This window comes from Actinomadura rudentiformis (genome assembly GCF_008923185.1).
Classification (GTDB): domain Bacteria; phylum Actinomycetota; class Actinomycetes; order Streptosporangiales; family Streptosporangiaceae; genus Spirillospora; species Spirillospora rudentiformis.
This window is the reverse complement of record NZ_WBMT01000010.1, coordinates 153,919-171,154: the sequence shown is the minus strand read 5'-3', so window position 1 is coordinate 171,154 and position 17,236 is coordinate 153,919. Positions and strand designations below refer to the sequence as shown.

16 protein-coding genes, 1 tRNA gene and 3 pseudogenes are annotated in these 17,236 nt (G+C 68.1%); 7 read left to right on the top strand and 13 right to left on the bottom strand.

The genetic code is table 11. The annotated features are described in order from the left end of the window. The first annotated feature begins 82 nt into the window (after positions 1 to 82). From F8566_RS22120 to F8566_RS22100, 4 genes are all read left to right on the top strand, one after another. Positions 83 to 631 (top strand): cysteine dioxygenase family protein, encoded by a 549-nt coding sequence (locus F8566_RS22120; protein WP_151562790.1) that lies wholly within the window; start codon positions 83 to 85, stop codon positions 629 to 631. A gap of 94 nt (positions 632 to 725) precedes the next feature. Beyond that, the gene (locus F8566_RS22115; RefSeq protein WP_192809797.1) at positions 726 to 1,001 is read left to right on the top strand and encodes a VOC family protein; all 276 of its coding nucleotides are present in this window, start codon (positions 726 to 728) and stop codon (positions 999 to 1,001) included. A gap of 82 nt (positions 1,002 to 1,083) precedes the next feature. Further along, positions 1,084 to 1,584, top strand: a complete 501-nt coding sequence (locus tag F8566_RS22110) for a pyridoxamine 5'-phosphate oxidase family protein (protein WP_151562788.1) — start codon at positions 1,084 to 1,086, stop codon at positions 1,582 to 1,584. An 899-nt stretch (positions 1,585 to 2,483) separates the two neighbouring features. Continuing rightward, complete coding sequence (locus F8566_RS22100) at positions 2,484 to 2,960, top strand: dihydrofolate reductase family protein (RefSeq protein ID WP_151562786.1); 477 nt, start codon at positions 2,484 to 2,486, stop codon at positions 2,958 to 2,960. Positions 2,961 to 3,035: 75 nt separating this feature from the next. Here the strand turns inward: F8566_RS22100 and F8566_RS22095 are convergent, their stop codons facing one another. The 7 genes and pseudogenes from F8566_RS22095 to F8566_RS22065 all read right to left on the bottom strand — a co-directional run bounded on the left by F8566_RS22095 (position 3,036) and on the right by F8566_RS22065 (position 9,564). Then, positions 3,036 to 3,350: a hypothetical protein gene (locus F8566_RS22095; protein ID WP_151562784.1), complete on the bottom strand. Its 315-nt coding sequence runs from the start codon at positions 3,348 to 3,350 to the stop codon at positions 3,036 to 3,038. Then, positions 3,347 to 4,062 (bottom strand): annotated as a pseudogene (locus F8566_RS22090) (transposase); the annotation flags it as partial. The pseudogene F8566_RS22090 and the gene F8566_RS22095, both read right to left, overlap by 4 nt. Before the next feature lie 121 nt (positions 4,063 to 4,183). Next, positions 4,184 to 4,390: pseudogene (locus F8566_RS53020) on the bottom strand (SDR family oxidoreductase); the annotation flags it as partial. Between the two features lie 62 nt (positions 4,391 to 4,452). Beyond that, on the bottom strand, positions 4,453 to 5,637 hold the full coding sequence (locus tag F8566_RS22080; protein WP_151562782.1) for an MBL fold metallo-hydrolase: 1,185 nt from the start codon (positions 5,635 to 5,637) through the stop codon (positions 4,453 to 4,455). A gap of 52 nt (positions 5,638 to 5,689) precedes the next feature. After that, entirely contained in the window at positions 5,690 to 6,481 is a 792-nt protein-coding gene (locus F8566_RS22075) for an SDR family oxidoreductase (protein WP_151562781.1), read from the bottom strand. Positions 6,482 to 6,536: 55 nt separating this feature from the next. Further along, positions 6,537 to 7,490 carry a metal-dependent hydrolase gene (locus F8566_RS22070; protein ID WP_151562779.1) on the bottom strand — a complete coding sequence of 318 codons (954 nt, stop codon included), beginning with the start codon at positions 7,488 to 7,490 and terminating at the stop codon, positions 6,537 to 6,539. 40 nt (positions 7,491 to 7,530) lie between these two features. Beyond that, positions 7,531 to 9,564, bottom strand: a complete 2,034-nt coding sequence (locus tag F8566_RS22065; RefSeq protein WP_151562777.1) for an alpha/beta fold hydrolase — start codon at positions 9,562 to 9,564, stop codon at positions 7,531 to 7,533. A 184-nt stretch (positions 9,565 to 9,748) separates the two neighbouring features. Between F8566_RS22065 and F8566_RS22060 the strand changes: the two genes are divergently transcribed. Both F8566_RS22060 and F8566_RS22055 read left to right on the top strand, forming a co-directional pair. Further along, a complete protein-coding gene (locus tag F8566_RS22060) occupies positions 9,749 to 10,756 on the top strand; it encodes an AraC family transcriptional regulator (RefSeq protein ID WP_151562775.1) in 1,008 nt (335 codons plus the stop codon). 269 nt (positions 10,757 to 11,025) lie between these two features. Beyond that, positions 11,026 to 11,838 (top strand): MerR family transcriptional regulator, encoded by an 813-nt coding sequence (locus F8566_RS22055; protein WP_151562773.1) that lies wholly within the window; start codon positions 11,026 to 11,028, stop codon positions 11,836 to 11,838. A 172-nt stretch (positions 11,839 to 12,010) separates the two neighbouring features. Here F8566_RS22055 and F8566_RS52660 read toward each other — a convergent pair whose 3' ends face one another. From F8566_RS52660 to F8566_RS22030, 4 genes are all read right to left on the bottom strand, one after another. Further along, positions 12,011 to 12,259 (bottom strand): hypothetical protein, encoded by a 249-nt coding sequence (locus F8566_RS52660; protein WP_151562771.1) that lies wholly within the window; start codon positions 12,257 to 12,259, stop codon positions 12,011 to 12,013. A 741-nt stretch (positions 12,260 to 13,000) separates the two neighbouring features. Continuing rightward, positions 13,001 to 13,216: a P-loop NTPase family protein gene (locus tag F8566_RS22045; protein WP_151562769.1), complete on the bottom strand. Its 216-nt coding sequence runs from the start codon at positions 13,214 to 13,216 to the stop codon at positions 13,001 to 13,003. Between the two features lie 64 nt (positions 13,217 to 13,280). Then, positions 13,281 to 13,565 carry an HIT family protein gene (locus F8566_RS22040; protein ID WP_264159375.1) on the bottom strand — a complete coding sequence of 95 codons (285 nt, stop codon included), beginning with the start codon at positions 13,563 to 13,565 and terminating at the stop codon, positions 13,281 to 13,283. Positions 13,566 to 14,260: 695 nt separating this feature from the next. After that, a tRNA-Pro gene (locus F8566_RS22030) sits at positions 14,261 to 14,334 on the bottom strand. Between the two features lie 352 nt (positions 14,335 to 14,686). Here F8566_RS22030 and F8566_RS22025 point away from each other — a divergent pair. Next, positions 14,687 to 15,304 (top strand): hypothetical protein, encoded by a 618-nt coding sequence (locus tag F8566_RS22025; protein ID WP_225993404.1) that lies wholly within the window; start codon positions 14,687 to 14,689, stop codon positions 15,302 to 15,304. Positions 15,305 to 15,376: 72 nt separating this feature from the next. On the opposite strand, the pseudogene F8566_RS53015 reads toward F8566_RS22025, so the two are convergent. Both F8566_RS53015 and F8566_RS22015 read right to left on the bottom strand, forming a co-directional pair. Then, positions 15,377 to 15,751: pseudogene (locus tag F8566_RS53015) on the bottom strand (GNAT family N-acetyltransferase); the annotation flags it as partial. Next, the gene (locus tag F8566_RS22015) at positions 15,738 to 17,144 is read right to left on the bottom strand and encodes a pyridoxal phosphate-dependent decarboxylase family protein (protein WP_151562767.1); all 1,407 of its coding nucleotides are present in this window, start codon (positions 17,142 to 17,144) and stop codon (positions 15,738 to 15,740) included. The gene F8566_RS22015 and the pseudogene F8566_RS53015, both read right to left, overlap by 14 nt. Positions 17,145 to 17,236 lie beyond the last annotated feature (92 nt).

The following is a 17,236-nucleotide window of genomic DNA, read 5'->3' as shown; positions in this document are numbered from 1 at the left end:
TCCGTGGTGCTCTGCGGTCAGCACGGATGACCACAGGTCCCCCCGGGGCGGACGCTGGGAGCACACCCGGAAGGGAGACACCATGAACACCCTAGCCGTGCGCTCCACCGTGGAGCTGGACGAACTGATCACCGCAGTACGCGGAGCCGTCGCCCGCGAGGCCGGCTGGCGCGACACCGCGTCATACGTGGCCGAGGCCTTGCACGAGCACCTGCCGCCACCCGAACTGCTCACCGCGGGTCCGCTCGTCGGCGAGCGCGGCACCTCAAGCAGCCATCGCCTGCACGTGGAGCCGGACGGATCGTTCTCGATGGTGGCGATCGTCTGGCGGCCCGGCGCGCTGACCCGTGTCCACGACCACGTGACCTGGTGCGTGTTCGGCGTCCTGGCCGGCGTGGAGCACGAGGATCTGTACGAGCTCTCCGAGGACGGCACCACCCTTACCGAGGTAGGCAGCAAGGCCAACCGGACCGGCGAGGTCAGCGGCTTCGCCCCGCCCGGCGATATCCACCGCGTCCGCAACATCAGCGACGACACCGCCATCTCCCTGCACATCTACGGAACCGACCTGCGCCGCGTCGGCTCCAGCGTCCGCCGCTTCTACGATCTCCCGACCGAAGCCACCAAATGAGCGCGCCGTACGCCCAAAGAACGAAGGCCAGCATGACGATTCGGCGGAGGACAATATCGGCAAGATCGTCGACGACCAACGAGTCGACATCGCGATGATGCGGACCCCGGACGGCCACCGGCGGATCGAGCTGGCGAAGCACCACACGCCGAAGGCGATCAGCGGCGTGCCGAAAGACGCTCCGGCGAACACGCTGGGCATTCGCCGCATCATGTTCAGGGTCGACGCCATCGACGACGCCATCGCCCGCCTGCTCGCCCACGGCGCCGAACTCGCCGGGGATGTGGGGCAGTACGAGGACAGCTACCGGCTCTGCTACATCCGCGGCCCCCAGGGCATCGTCGTCGCACTGGCCGAGGAGCTCGGCTGACGGCCCGTCGCGGCCGACCCGCGACCGGCGACCCGCCAGAACGATCCACTGGGTGGACTGAGAACGACAATAGGAGGAAACCGTGCAACCGAACGAGATCACCGAGGTTCTGAACCGGCCGCTCAGTCAGGAACTGCTGGCTCGCGACATGACCCGCTTGGCCTACGTCGCCAAGGACGGCACACCCCGCAATATCCCGATCATCTTTGCCTGGAACGGCTCGGAGATCGTCGTGTGCACCCCGAAGAACGCTCCGAAGCTTCAGGCCCTGAGCGAGAACCCGATGGTCGCCCTGACGATCGACACCGAGGTGCACCCGCCCAAGATCTTGCTGATCCGCGGCCGGGCCGAGCTGGACTACGTCGACGGCATCCCGGACGAGTATCTCCAGTCGACCAGCACCTATGAGATGACGCCCGAGCAACGGGTCGAGTGGGAGAAAGAGATCCGTTCGCTCTACCACGACGGCATGGTCCGGATCGTCGTGACCCCGACCTGGGCAAAGCTGATCGACTTCGAGACGACTCTGCCGAGCCCGGTCGAGGAGCTGATCCGGCAGCGAGCCGAACGCCAGCGCGCCTGAGAGCAGGAATGCGCCTATTGGCTGCCTCCAGTCCGGCGTCGGTGAGGTGGACGAGCTTTCGGCGGTTGTCCTCGGAGTGCGGTCCCTCCGAACGAGTCCACGCCGTTGGAACTGCTTCACGGCGATGGTGGCGGCAGGGGGATCGACGTCGCGGTTTCCGCGATCTCGGTCAGCGCCATCGGGCCGTGAGTGAGCCTGATCAGTAACCCCGCCCTCCTCGAGCCGAGGTCCAGTTCGGCCCGCAGAGTAGGGCGGCGGTCCTCGCCGGTAACGAAGACCTGCATTTCCGCCCAAGCACGTGCCGCCGCAGACATCGCAACCGCCGAAACACTTTTGTGGGAGGCTCTCGCCTCCACACAAGGCCAGACACTGGTCAACTGCATCATCACCGCCAACCACCGGGCCATAGACATCGGCCTGGCCGTCCGCGTCGACCTCCCCCAACAGGGCTACCTGGCACTGTGCGGCATGCCAGAACCCTCCCCACCTCGCCAGCGGCCACTACCTCTAGAGCGATCATTTCGACCACAGAGAACGGTCTCGATCGACTTTCCTCGGTCATCACGACGGCGTCACCCCGCCCGGCGACATCCACCAGGTCCGCAACACCGGTGATGCGGTCGCGATCACGCTGCGCGTGTACGGCTCGGATGTCAGCAGCGGCACCAGTATGCGCAGCACCCACGCGCAGCGGCATGATCGCTGACGAGATCTGGGGGCACGAGCCCTGGAGGATGTCGAGAACGCGGTGCCGACTCCGTCCCAGGGGCACCAGCGGCCATGAACCGGCCTCGTCCAGAAGAAGAACCGCTGCAGTTCCTCCGGCGTCGGGTCCGTCATGAAGTCTCCGTACCGGCGGACATGCTCAGCCGACAGATACTCGAAAGGTACGGTCAGTAATGCGAAAACTCATAGTCCAGCAGTGGGTCACCGTCGACGGCATCGCTGCGGAGGAGGACGGCGGGCTCAGCTTCGTGTCAGTGGAGCCCTTTTCCGAAAAGACCGATCCTGCGTTCAAGGCAAGGGTGATGGGGCTTATCGACGCGGTCGACACGCTGGTTCTCGGCGCGAACACCTACGCCCAGTCCACGGGCTGGGCGTACGCTGAGGAGCAGGGTGAGTACGGCGACAAGCTCAACAACCTCACCAAGTTCGTGGCCTCGTCGAAGCTGGAGAAGGCACCTTGGGGCGACTCCCCCGCCGCGACCGTGACGCGTGACCCGGCCGCCACCGTCCGGGAGCTCAAGGAACAGAGCGGCAAGGACATCTGGCTGTGGGGGAGCTTGCAACTCATGCAGTCCCTGCTGGACGCCGGCGATGCTGCTCGTTTTGGGTATCGGCCGGCGTCCGTTCTTCCGCTACCGGCCGTCCGGTGAACCCATGAAAGGTCCGCAGGCCGCCGACGTACAGCTTGGCTGCTCCATCGCGGGGGGGTGCCTCTATGTTCTTGGTCAAGCCGGGTTGTCGTCCGGGATGAGGTAGGCGTCGTGTTCGGCGTAGTAGATGACCGCCTCGCAGGCTTGTTGTGGTGAGGGCCGGGCGCCGGCGTGGTGAGCGCTCCAGGTCTCTAGGACGTCGTGGATCAAGGAGATCTCCAGGAGATAGGTCCGGCCCTGTGGGTCCGGCCGGGCGATGTCGTCGGGGTTGGGGGTGGCTGTAGCGTCGCTGTCGGCGGTCCAAGGTTCGCTGGCGAAGACGGTCAGGTCGTCGTCTGTTTCGGCCAGGTCCGCTTCGGTCAGCTGGCCGATCAGTTCCTGGAGTGTCACGTGTTCTCCGTAGTTGCCCATGCGTGTGGGCTGCAGAGTCTCACGGACCTTGGGGTTCGGTGTTCGTAGAGGGTGCCGTCGCGGAGCATGGCGAACAGGACGCTGATGCGGTGCCGGGCCAGGCGGAGCAGGGCCTGGGCATGGGTCCTGCCGCAGACTCGGCACTGGTCGTAATAGCTGCGGGAGGCCGGGTCGTGGAGGGCGGCGAACGCGGAGAGGAACATCGCTCTCTTGAGCTGGCGGTTGCCCCTTCGGGGTGCGTGTTCACCGTGGATCGAGTGCCTGAGGACTTGGTGGTGGGCGCCAGGCCGGGATAGGAGGCCAGGCGAGCGGCGCTGGGGAAGTTGGTGCCGTCGCCGACGGTGACCAGCAGAACAGCGGCGGTCCTGGCCGCGACCCTGGCAGCGAAGTCAGGACCTGGGAAAGAGGGTGAGCTTCCAGCAGGCTTGCGATCTGCCCCTCAAGAGAGCGTCGCTGCTGGTGAACGGCTGCCAGAGAACGAGCCAGGGGGAACGACGAGGTCGAGCGTGCTGGTGCCCGGGACCACCACGGTCTGCTCGTCGAGGGCGGCGAAAACCTCGTCGATCAACCGCTCGGCCATCCGCGGGGCCTTGGGACGGATCAGCTCCATGAGTCTGCGTCGTCCGGCTTTGCGGAGGGCGGTCGGCGAGCCGTGCCTTTCCAGTAGCCAGGTGACGGCCGGGTGATCGAGTCAAACTCGCAGTTCCGGCAGCATGTCGTTTCTCCGCCTGACCGCCGTGGCCTCCTCTTTCAGACTGAGGGGCATGAGCTACTTCTCCTGCCGTGCTGGCGGTAGGTGACCCGGCCTCGCCGCGTGCGGCCGCCTCCACCACGTTGCGAGTGCCCAGCACGTTGATCCGCCAACAGGCGTCCAGGTCGACGGCGTTGGAGACCACCGCGGCGGTGTGTACGACCGGATTGCAGCCGGCGGCGTGGTCCGGCCAAGCCCCAGGGGTGCTGATGTCGCCGGCCACCACCTGCGTCGGCGGTCGGCGAGGAGGTCCATCCCGCGACCTCATCATTCCGGGGCGCGCAACCGTGTGTGCTCGATGAACTCGTCCGCCGGTGGTGAAGATGTGTATCACGTACCGTGGTGCAGGCTGCCGTGGACGAAGGTCGGGCTGGTCCCGGGGCTGAACACCGGCCGGGCGGTCAGCTCGCTGGTGGGGAAGAACTGCAGGAACCGGCTGTCACGCTGGGAGCGGTCGACCAGGGTCTTCTCCACCACGCAGGAGTTGTACTGCGTCGCGATGGTCTCCAGCACGTTGGCGTTGATGATCACCTCTTGGCCCCAGGTGCGGGCCCAGCCCTTAACGCCGGGGATCTTGCTGTGCTCGGGCGTGAGGCACTCGGTGGCGATCATGTTCTCCGACAGCGCCCACACCCCGGTGCCCGTGTTGAGGACCAGGGTCTGGTTGCCGGTGGCGTGCCCAGGGGTGCGGATGATGGCCACCCCGGGGGCCAGCAGCCGGTCGCCGTCGATGGGCAGGATCCGCTCGGGGTCCAGATCGACGTAGGTGTCCGGCTGATACCACGGCCGCTGCAGCGGGTGCAGGTCCCGCATGGCCTCCAGCTCGGTGCGCTGCACCACCAGCTTGGCCTTCGGCAGCCAGGCCGCCACCGGTGCGTTCGGCGAGATGTCGGCCTGCGGCTTGATGGTGCCGATGAGGTGGCGCACGTCCTGGGTGTGCAGGTGGTCGAAGGCCACATAGTCCACCTCGGCCGTATCGATGCCCACCTCCGCGAGGCGCTCGAGCGCCGTGGCCTTGAAGTGGACCATGGTGTCCAGCAGCGGCTTGGGGGTGCGGGCCTGCAGGGCGGCGAAGTAGGGGGTGTTGCCACCCAGCCCGGTGTCGCTGGGCTCCCACAGCAGGGTCCGGCGTCGGCCGTCGGAGTCGGTCCAGCGCACGATCACCAACCGGTTGGTGATGAACAAGAACGGCGAGGGGGAGGCCGGGGCGCGCCACAGCCCGAACTTGGTCGGGTACGGCAGCGTGACCAGATCGTGGGTGGACACGTGCGCGGGGGTGCCCGTGGCGGTGAACTCGCGTTTGAAGTCGGTCGCGGCGGTGCGGGCGATCCGCAGGGCCGCACCGGGGCCGCCCTCGGTGCGGTGGATGCGCTCCAAGGTGGTGATCGGCGCGCCCAGCTCGACGGCCTCCGGAACGGGGATGGCCAGCGGGTGGGCCTGGGCCGGAGGGGCGACGGGGGGTGCGGAGGGCAGGGGGTTGAGCCGCTTGAGCACGGCGGTGGGGGTCGGGGCCATCGGGGGTCTCCTGATCGGGATATTGCTCGGTATTCCGGGGTGCGGATGCGGCTCAGCAGGAGAGTCTGTTGAACATCTCGCGGGTCACCCAGGAGGGGAGCAGCCGGTTGAGCACGGCGGTGGCCTGGGTTCGGCGGCCGACGGTGCGGTGGGGGTGAGGCAGCCGGGGCCGATGCTCGGCCGCGGTGAGCACGGCCTTGGCCACCTGCTCGGCCGTCAGGCTGCCCGAGAGCCGTTTGATGCGGGTGCCGGGCATGGACGCCGCACCCATGTCGGTGGTCACGAAGGTCGGCAGCACATCGCACACCCGGATGCCCTGACGTGACCATTCCAGGTCCAGGGCCTCGGTCAGGGAGCGGACTGCGGCCTTGGTCGCCGAATAGGTGGCCAGGCCCGGTACGCCGTACATGGCGCTGGCCGAGCACAGGTTGACCACGACCGAACCCGGGGTGCGCTTCAAGTACGGAAAGGCGGTGTGGCAGCCGTTGAGCATGCCTTTGAAGTTGACCTCCACGATGGCGGCATGCCGGGCCAGGGGCACCTCGGCGAAGTCGCCGGTGGTGAGGATGCCGGCGTTGTTGACCAGCACGTCCAGCCGCCCGCCGGATGCTGCCCGGAACTGCTCCAGGCAGGCCTGCCAGGCGGCGGGGTCGGCCACGTCCAGTGCGCTGGAGGTGGTGGTGTCCTCGCCGGTGGTGGCGGCGATTTCCTTGGCGGTGCGGGCGGCGCCGTGGGCGTCGATGTCGTACAGGCCGACGAAATAGCCGGCGCAGGCGAAGTGCTCGGCGGTGGCGCGGCCGATGCCGCGGGCGGCCCCGGTGATGAAGACGGCCTTACGGCTCATGGCTTTCTCCTGGGATGTGCAGGCGTGGTGAGGACGCGGCGACGGCGCAGGCCGGTCAGGGGGTGGGCTCGGCCGGTGGGCCGTGGACGGCCTGGGCCGCCGGTGAGCGCGCCAGATACGCCTGGGCCTGGGCGGTTGAGCCGTGCTCGATCGGGTGGTACTTGGGGTTGAGGAACTCCGGGATAGCTCCGAAGAGCAACTTCGGACGCGGCAGCAGTCCTTGCGTGGCGGCCCGGCGCCACTCGCGCAGCACCTGCACGTCGCGCAGCCTGCCGCGGTAGCGGCGCTTGGTCGGCTCGTCCACGGTGGGATCGGCCAGCATCAAGAACGCCGCGCCGTCGATCAGCAGCTTTATGAGACTCGGGAAGACCAGCGTCATCATGACGGTCTGACGAAGCGGGTAGTTGCCGGAGATGTGCTGGTACGTGTCGAAGGCCACCGCCCGGTGTTCGACTTCTTCGGCGCCGTGCCAGCGCAGCAGGTCCAGCATGACCGGATCGGCCCCGACCGCATCCAACTCCTTGGCGTCCAGGAGCCACTGGCCCAGCACGGCGGTGAAGTGCTCGAGACCTGCGATGGCGGCGATCCGGGCCTCCAGCCACCGGTTGCGCAAGGCCCGCGGAGCGGTGTCGTCGCTGAGGATCTGGCTGAAGACGTGCTCGACGCGCTGCAGGTAGGCGGTGCAGTCCACCTCCTGGGCCCGGAGGTGGTCCAAGGCGGTGGTGTGGGCCACGGCATGCACGCCTTCTTGGCCCATGAAGGCCCGGACCTGTTCGCGTAGCAGCTCGTCGGTGATCCGGGGCAGGATCTGCCGGTAGTCGTGGATGAACCAGCGCTCCAGCGGGGGCAGCAGCATGTGGAACACGTTGATCAGGTGGCCGGGAAACGGATCGTCGGCCTTGACCCAGTGCAGCGGGGTGTTCGACCAGTCGAAGCTCACCCGGCGCACGGTGGGGACCACGGCGTGGTCCTCAGCCGGCGAGGTGGGGACCGGGGTGGACGGGTTCATGGGGGTGTCTCCCGGGGGGTCAGCGTTCGATGCGGGAATGTCACAGGTCGTAGTTCACGACGACGGTGGGACTGGTCGGCCGCGCTTGGCAGGTCAGCACGTAGCCTTCGGCGATCTCGTCGTCGTCCAGGGCGTAGTTGGCCGCCATCTCGACGCTGCCGGTGCAGACCTTGGCTCGGCAGGTGGCGCATGCTGCGGCCAGGCAGGAATAGGGCATGTCGCCGCGGATGCGCATCGCCGCGTCCAGGATCGTCTCGGTGCCGGGCACCAGCGGGAACGAGGTCTCCTCCTCGTCGATGATCACGGTGACCTCGCTGGGCGTCACCCCTGCGGGAGCGGCGGGTTCTTCCACCCCGGGCTGGCGGGTGGACCCGGCGACGAACAGCTCCAGGTGCACGTGCTTGGAATCGGCCCCGTGGGCCAGCAGGGTGTCGCGGGCGGCCAGGGCCATCGGCTGCGGCCCGCACAGGAACCACTCGTCCGCGTCCTTCGGCGGCACGAACTCCTCGAACAGGCCGGTCAGGCACTCGGGGGTCAGCTGCCCGGCGCCCACGTCACCGTCGACCGCTTCACCATCGGCGAGGATCGGGCTGTCGGCCGGCTCGTCGCTGAGGAAGTGCCGGATACGCAGCCGGTCAGGGTGGCGGCGCTGGAGCGCGGCCAGCTCGTCCCGGAACATGATCGAATCCCAGGTCCGGTTGCCGTACAGCAGCGTGCACCGGCTCTTTTCCTCCTCCTCGAGCACCGTGGCCAGGATGGACAGGATCGGGGTGATGCCCGAGCCGCCGGCGATGCCCACGTAGTGTTTGGCGTTGGCCGGATCCAGCTCGGTGAAGAACCGCCCGGTGGGCGTCATGATCTCCAGTACGTCCCCGACCTGCAGTTGCTCCATCGCGTAGGTGGAGAACGTTCCGCCCGGCAGGAGCTTGATACCGATGCGCAGGCGACCGGAGCTCATCGGTGCGCAGATCGAGTAGTTGCGGCGCACGCCCTCGCCTCCCAGGTCGGCCTGGACGGTGACGTGCTGGCCCTGGGTGAACCGGTAGGCCTCACGCAGCTCCTCGGGCACGGCGAAGGTGACCGCCACACTGTCGGCGGTCAGCCGCTCGATCTCCGCGACGCGCAGCGGGTGGAACGTGCCGCGCCGCGGCTTCTTCGCCGGTGCCCGGGCCTGCTCGCGCTGGGCGCGGTCCTCGGTGACCTCGACCAGCTCGGTGATCCAGGCGGCCAGCCGCTCGGGGTGGGTCAGCTGGATCCAGTGCCCGGCCTCGGGCAGGTCCCGCCGCCACAGGTTGGGCACCCGGGAGGCGGTCTCCTCGTACAGCCCCGGGGCCACGCACATGTCATGGCCGCCGATGACCATCTGCACCGGGACCTCGGTGCGCCCCTCGCCGGGATGCAGCAGCTTGTGGGTGAAGTTGGCCCGGTACATCCACATGCCGCGCTTGGCGTCTTCAGCATTCGGGCCGGCGTACTCGGAGCTGGGGCGGATCCCCTCGCGGCGGCGCATCAGGTCGAACCAGGCCCGTCCGGCCCCGGACAGCCACGCCAGCGGCGGGGCGATGCCGGGCAGGTGGAAGGTGTAGATGTACCAGGAGCGGGTCGCCTGGTCGGCCAGGGTGGCCAGCCGGCGCGGGCCGGGGCGGCTCAGGCTGTTGCGGATCCACCGGGAGGCATGATCCAGGCAGGGAGCGCCGAAGGCGGTGTAGGAAGCGAATCGGCGGGCGATGCGGGTGCCGGTGACGGCCTCCCAGCCCTGGATGGCTCCCCAGTCGTGGCCGACCAGATGCACCTTCTTGCCGGGAGCGGTGATGTCCAGCAAGGCCTTGAGGTCGCCGACCAGCCGGTCGAGTTCGTAGCCGCCGTAGGACCACCCCGGCTCCGAGCGGCCGGCGCCCCGCACGTCGTAGGCCACCACGTGGTAGCGGTCGGTCAGGTACGGCAGCAGCGGGTTCCAGACCTCGCAGGTGTCGGGGTAGCCGTGGACCAGCACCACGGTGGGTGCATCCGGCTCGCCCCATTCGCGGGCGTAGAGCATGACCCCGCCGCTGCCGGAGATCCGGTGTTCCTTCATTGCTGTATTCCTTTGGATCCACGAGGCCGTCGGCTACTGCCAGGACCAGTCATCGGAGGCCACAGCCGCACCTGGCTGGGGAGCGGGGTGGCATTACCTCGACGCTAAAGGCCGTTGGCAGTCCCCGGGAGCCGCTCCGTGGCCAAGGATTTACTATTTCCGGACAGGCTCACGGGAGGCTTCGATGACCGATTGGGATCTGCCTCGCCCCCCGGCCAGCGCCCTGGTGCTGACCGGACTGGGCATGGAACACGGAGTGCCGCAGGAAGTCAGCTTGCGTGGGACCCGCCTGGCCCCGGACGCACTCGGTGACCCCCAGACCACCGTGACCGCCCACCAGGAGCTACAGATCATCCGCAACCTGCTCACCGCCCTCGGCGAGGACGTGCCGTTGGGCATCGAGGCCGGGATGCGGTATCACCTGACCACCCACGGCATCTGGGGCTTCGCCCTGTCCAGCAGCCCTACCCTGCGCACCGCGGTCGCCGTCGGCCTGCGGTATGTGAACCTGACCTTCGCCTTCACCCGGTTGTCCGCCATCGAGCAGGGCAACGGGATACAACTGGTGCTCGACGACTCACACCTGCCCTCCGATGTCCGCTGCTTCCTGGCGGAACGCGAACTGGCCTCGACCGTCCACCTGGCCCGCCAGCTCTTGTCGGACCCGAGCGCCGTCATCGGCGTGCACTTCCGCCACCCGGCGCCCGCTGCGACCGCACCGTATGAGAAGGCGTTCGGCGTGCGGCCGACCTTCGGCGCCGCCGCCAACGCCGCCATGGTCCCCGCCGAGCTGCTCGACCGTGCCTTGCCGCAGGCCGATGCCCACACCGCAGCGGTCACCGAAGCCCAGTGCCTGCGGCTACTGGCAGACCGGCGGGCCCGGGCCGGCATCGCCGGCAAAGTGCGCGATCGCCTGGCGGCCCGGCCCGGGGCCATGCCCGACATTGAGACAGTGGCCGCCGAGCTGCACATGAGCTCCCGCTCCTTGCGCCGGCGCCTGACCGCCGAAGGCACGTCCTACCGCGCGCTGGCCGATGAAGTCCGCGAACACCTGGCCGAGGAACTGCTGGCCACCAAAGCGTTGAGTGTCGAAGAGATCGGCCGCCGCCTCGGCTATGCCGCCACGCCGGCCTTCACCAACGCGTTCAAACGCTGGAAAGGCATACCACCCCGGGCCTATGTGCCCCGCTGAACCAACCTCGGACCGCAACGCCGCGATCGCCCGGCTGTGGTGGAACAACTACCTGACCTGCACCGCCTGCGCCTGGACCTGGACGGTGACGACCGGACCTGGTGGCCGCCTACCGTGCCGCCATCGCTGATGCCCGATCCACCGCAAGGCCATGGTCGGGCCCTCCTGATGTTGGTGGGCCAGGCCCGGTTGTCGGTTTGAAGGGATGGCCGCGTGCAGGAAGAGGGCTTGACTCTCACACCGTGTCAGCCGGTGAGGTGGACAGCATCATGTTCAACATCGGAGCTTTCGCCAAATACGGTGGCGTGTCGGTGCGCATGCTGCGCCACTACGACACCGTGGGGCTGTTGCGCCCTGCCCACGTCGACCAGCACACCGGCTACCGCTTCTACGAAGCCGACCAACTGGCCCGGCTCAACCGCGTCATCGCCCTCAAAGGTCTCGGCTTCACCCTGCAGCAGGTACGCGCTCTGCTCGACGAGGACCTGGACGCGGTTGAGCTGCGCGGAATGCTGCGGCTGCGCCGGGCGGAGCTGGAGTCGGCCATGGCAGCCGACGCCCAGCGGCTGGCGCAGGTCGAGGCCAGGCTCCGATCGATCGAGAGTGAGGGGCAGATGCCGCCCGAGGACGTGGTGATCAAACAGGTTCCGGCGATGCGTGTGGCAGAGCTGACGGCCGTTGTGGACAGTTTCGAACCGGATCTGGTGGTCCCGGTGATCACCTCGCTCTACGAAGACCTGTGGGGCCGGATGCAGGCCGCCGAGCTGCGGCCGAGCGGCGCGGCCGTGGCGTACTACGAGAACCCGCAGGGGTCGGTGACGGTGCATGCCTCCATCCCCGTCGACACCGACCCCGACCCCTCGCACGACTTCGCGGTGGTGGACCTGCCGGAGGTGCAGGCCGCAACGCTGGTGCACAAGGGGCCGGCCGAGCAGGTCATTCCCAGCGTCCAGGCGCTTGCCCGCTGGATCGACGCCAACGGCTACACCTCGATGGGCCCTGCTCGTGAGGTCACACTGTCCTGCCCCCACTGCGGCGACCACGCGGTGACCGAACTGCAAGAGCCGATCGCCCGTCGCTGAACCCCTCGTCGCACTGAGTGGGAGTTTTCTCCTGATTGACGGCTGTTGGTGGTGGTTTACACCTTGGCGGGACCGAACCGCTCCTGCAGGCTACGCAGCGCCCGTTCGGCGGCCGGCGTGCCGCCGGTGGCCAGGGCACGCCGGACCGCGCCCTTGCGGCAGCCAGTGAGCATCACCAACGCACCATTGCCCTGGGCGCAAGATCGTCCAGGTAATAGTGCGGGCGCCCTTTGGCGCCGCCGGCCAGGTGGGCGTCGCCGAGCGCTGCCGCCAGGCGGCCATATCCCGCAGCGCCGCGCGCCAGCAGATGCTCGCCGTCAGGATCAGGCGACCCGGCGCGCGGCGCGGTGGCGCCGACCGACAGCTCAGCGCCGAACACCGTCGCCACCGGCGTGTCCCGAGCGGCCTCGGCAAACCGCACCGCCCATACATCCCATCGTGATCAGTCAACGCCACCGCGGTCAGGCCCAGCCGCACCGCCTCCTGGACCAGCTCCGCCGGACTCGAAGATGAACGAGAAGTACGAGTGCGCGTGCAACTCGGCGTAGGGAACAGCGGCGGCAGACGGCACGCCAGGGCCGGGGGGCTGGTGGTCTGGAGCCTGCTCCTGCGTTGCCTGGTCGGCACCGGGAGGCGGGACGGTGCGCCGGTCGCTGCGGCTGCTCCACGACAGTGACGCTTCCAGGTCCCTCCACCGCAGCAGATCGTCGCGGTGAACGGTTGGTCGCGTTCTTCGGCGCTTGGCCCGTGTCCCCATCTGCTGCTCATGTGCCGGGAAGGCGCCTGCAATGCGTCACGACGTCTGCGTTCGCTCACCAGTGATGCGAACGCGTGTTCGAAGGTTGGGGTGTGGCGAGCGGCTCGTCAATCGGGCCGATCTGTGTGGTCGGGTAGCGGTGGCGCGTGACTGTGCCCCCGCAAGCCGATCGTCTGTGGCCGCTGGTGGAGGGGCCCGTTCCGCGTGGACGGCCGGCCAGCGCCAGTAGTCGGAATCCGGGCCGGGGGTGCGACGATGGCCTGAAGTGGAGACACAGCCCGAGCACGTCTGCCCTGAACGGCTGTGAGGGTCATTACGACGGCGGCCGTGGTCCAAACCAGCATGTCCACAGCGCACCGCTCGCACGCCGCGCACGCAAGACCTACCAGGGCCGCACCAGCGAGCTCAGCTGTCGCAGCCCTCGCTGTCGATATCCAGCATGGCCAGACGCCGGTGGAGGCTTGGCGGCAGGTCGACCTGCTGCGGAACCTCGGCATGGAACGCGGCATCCACATCGACGATGAGCGGACCGGCTCCACGCAGCCCGAACGAGGCCACCAGGCTGATCGTCGAGGTGGTCTTGCCGAACTTGCTCTCTTGATTGCCGAAGACGATCTCCACCACAGCCCTTCATCAATGACGCTGACTGTGCTCATGTGCGCAGAGATGCCATCACCTACCGCCCTCAGCGGGCCTGTGAGTCCACCTGGCCTGCTGAGTCCACGGAAAGGCTAAGCCATCGCCGGCACGCCGGGGGACGATGTGGATGTGCAGGTGGACGACGGGTCTGAGTGGCCTCGCTGCCCGTCGAGGTGATCACGTTGCACGGGAACATCCCGCGGGCCAGCTCGGCCGCGGCCGTCATCGTCGTCGCGGAGACCGCGGGGTCCTTGGTGACGTCGTCGACGTGGACGCGGGGGACCACCAGGACGTGCCTCTCGGTGACGGGGTTGAGTGGCAAGAACGCCACCGTGTCCGGCCATTCCCGCACGATGTTCGCGGACGCCGCCCCGCTGATGATCTTGCAGAAGGTGTATGAGCCGTGCTCGATGGCGCCGATCGGCCGGTCGGCCGGTCGGCCGACGATAGAGATCGCATTGCGGCTACCAACTCGTTCTTGTGGCCTGCTTGCAAGACCTGCAAAAGAGATCGCCCGTGGGGACCGGCAACCGCGAGGGCCGACCTTGGAATCCCTAGCACTGTCCCGGTTCGTCAGCCAGCATCCACCAGTTCGCCCAGCTGCAGTTCTGGGTGTCCGCTAGCACGACAGCAAGATCACCGTTCCGAGAACAGCGAGCGTGGCTGGCTGGGAGCTTGGCCGGTGGCCTGGTCGGCAGCCTGGTCGGCCGGGAGCAGAGCCAGACGACCAGATGGTCAACCAGAGTCGGCCGGGTTGACCTGGATGGCTGATGACGGGGTTCCGGGTTCATGTCTTGCGGAAGATCGCTGGACATGGGTCGGTTGCGACGACGCAGCGGTATCTGCGCCCGGATGCCAAGTCGATCAGGGCGGCGGGGGAGGCGCTGAGCCTTCACCTCAGCGTGCGGCGGTCCCCGGATGGTCCCCGGCTGCGGCTCGTCGAGTGACGGTCAGCCGCTGTGGTCGGATACGCAAAAGGCCTGGTGACCTCGGAAAAGTCCGTGATCATCAGGCCTCGGCGTTCTGTCGGGACGGCGGGATTTGAACCCACGACCCCTTGACCCCCAGTCAAGTGCGCTGCCAAACTGCGCTACGTCCCGGTGCCCGGCTGAGCGGGCGTGATTACTCTAGCGCAGTCTGCGCACTCGTGCGTACCGAGATACGGCGGGATGGATCGTCTGGTAGGCATGCCGGGTGAAGTCGTTGATGATGGCGGTCGCGGTCGGGGTGGCCGGGATTTGTGGGTGCGCGGGTGAGAAGCCTCCTCAGCCGACGGCCAGTACTCAGGCGACGGCCAGCAGTGGTACGCCTTCGGTGGCTCCTTCTCCTAGGCGGGCTGTCTCTGTGAAGGTGCCTGCGGGGGTTCGGGCTGGGTATGTCGTGTTCGATCGGAGGAGCCGGAAGGTTCTGCTTCAGCATCGGGTTCGGCAGACGGTGCGGTCGGCTTCCGTGGTGAAGATCCTGATTGCGCTCGATCAGCTGGGGCGGGGTGGGGATCTGGCCCTGATGGGGAAGATGCTCCGGTCCAGCGATGACAAGGCGGCCACATACTTCTGGCGGCGGGGTGGTCAGGGGCAGATCATCCAGCGGATGGCGCGGAAGGCGGGGTTGACGGAGACCGTGGGGCCTCCGGCGGGCAAGCCCGGGTTCTGGGGGTATACGGCCTTGAGTGCCGGGGATGTGCTCAAGACCTACCGGTACCTGCTGGAGAAGGCGCCCAAGGGGCACCGGGAGTTCGTGGTCAGGGAGCTGGGACGCGCCACGCAGTGCGGGACCGATGGGTTCGACCAGTTCTTCGGGATTCCGCGGGCGGTGCCCAAGCCCTGGGCGATCAAGCAGGGGTGGTCGGGGTTCGGGGACGTTCCGGCTGTGCGGTGCAGGGAAGGGACGTTCAAGCCGGTGGCGGGGCCTGATCTCGGGCTCGGGCGGCCGGTGCTTCACACGACGGGGATCGTGGGCCGGCGGATTTTCGTGGTGCTGACGCTGCAGCCTGTGGGGAGTTCGTTCAAGGCCGCCAGCGAGCGGGTCACGCGGCTGACTCGGGATCTCTATCGGGCGTCTTCGCGCTGACGGACCTCTGTGCGGAAGGGGCGCAGGCCTCGCTTCTGGTAAGTTGGGCAGCGCGTTCGGGTGGTCGAGCGTGGAGGTGTGCAGCCACACGCGGCGGCTGGTGGGGGAGAGGTCCCAGGCCTTCTGGAGGGTCAGGGTGAGGGCGTGGGCGCCGATGCCGCGGCCTACGAACTCGGGGACCAGGCCGAACGTGCTTATCTCTACTTCGGGTGCGGCGATGGCATAGCGGGCCAGGCCGGCGTTCTCCTCGCCGGATCTGATCAGCCAGGTTTGGGTGCTTGGGTCGGCCAGGTAATCCGCCCACTGGGCTTCGGTGAAGGTGACGCTCTCCCAGCCGTACCTTTCGCCGATCCTGATGTTGAGGGCGCGGTGGATCTCGGGATCCGCAGGAGCCAGGGTCACGGTGGGGACGGGGTCCGCCGGGTTGATGTCGTCAGGGCTGGTCATTTCCAGATAGGTGACGATCTCCTGCATTGATCTCCTTTGCGATTCGTTCCACGTCGGCGTCGGTGGTGCGCCAGTTGCTGAACGCGGCGCGGAGGGCGGGGGTTCCTGCGTAGACGGTGGGTGTCAGGAACGTCGTGCCGGCGGCGGTCAGGTCTTGGGTGACTTTGTCGATGGCTGGTTTGGTGGGGTTGTTCGCGAGAGTGAAGCAGACCACGTTCAGGCGTACGGGAGCCAGCAGGCGCCAGCGGGGAGAGACCGATATGGCATCTCCCAGGCGCTGAGCTTGGGCGATGTTGCGCTCGACGATCGAGCGGTGACCCTCGCGGCCGTACGCGCGGAGCGTGAACCAGGCGGGGAGGGCCCGCAGCCGCCTGGAGTTCTCCGGGGTCAGGTGGACGAAGTCCGGGGTGGCGGCCGGCAGGCCCAGGTAAGCGGCTGAGTTCTGGAAGACGCGGACCTGGAGGTCCTGGCGGTTGGTGAGCTGGATCGCCGAGTCGTACGGGACGTTCAGCCACTTGTGCAGGTCGACGCAGATCGAGTCGGCGAGGGTGAGGCCGGCGACGAGGTGCGAGTGGGCGGGGGAGAGGGCGGCGAACGCGCCGAACGCGGCGTCCACGTGGAGCCAGAACGGGTGGCGCTCGCGGAGGGCGGCGATGGCTTCGAGGTCGTCGAAATCGACGGTGTTCACCGTGCCCGCGTTCGCCACGACGATGGCGGGTCCCGGCAGGGCGGCCAGGGCGGAGTCGAGGGCGTCGATGTCGACGGCCTCGCGGCCGGGGAGGGTCGGGATCGTGCGGAGGCGGTCGCGGCCGATGCCCAGCATGGATAGGGCCTTGTAGATGCTGGAGTGCGGCGTGCCAGAGAGAACAGTCACGTCGGCCAGGGCGCCGACGCCCGCGTCGGCGATTGAGATGCCTTGTTGTTCACCCAGCCATTCGCGTGCGAGGGCCAGACCGACGGTGTTGGACATCGTCGCGCCTGAGACGAACGCGCCCGTGTGCTCCTCGCCGATTCCCAGCAGCTCGCGGAGCCAGGTGATCGTCTCCCGTTCGAGGTCGGGCGCGGACGAGTCCAGGCCGGGGGCGGCGTTCTGGTCGAGCACGCTGGTCAGCCAGTCGCCGGCGACGGAGGCCGGGGTCGCGCCGCCGGTGACGAAACCGAGGTAGCGGGGGCCCGCGCTCCCGGAGAACCCGGGCTCCCAGCGGTCGGCGAAATCGGCCATGGCATTGTCCAGGCCGACTCCGGACGGCGGGAGGGGAAGCGGCTTGGCGGGAACGGGCGGGACCGCGACGGAGCGTTCGGCGAGCCCGGCGAGGAGGTCGGCGGCGCGTGCCCGCACGTTCTCGAGCAGTTCGGGCATTCGGGCTAGGTCATCCGCTAGGCGGGCGTCCATGACGGTCTCCTGGGGTCGGGAGGGAGCCCAATGAACGCTAGAGAACGTGCTTGTGCCGTGTCGCGGTCCAATCTCGGGAAGTGGCCTGGTGG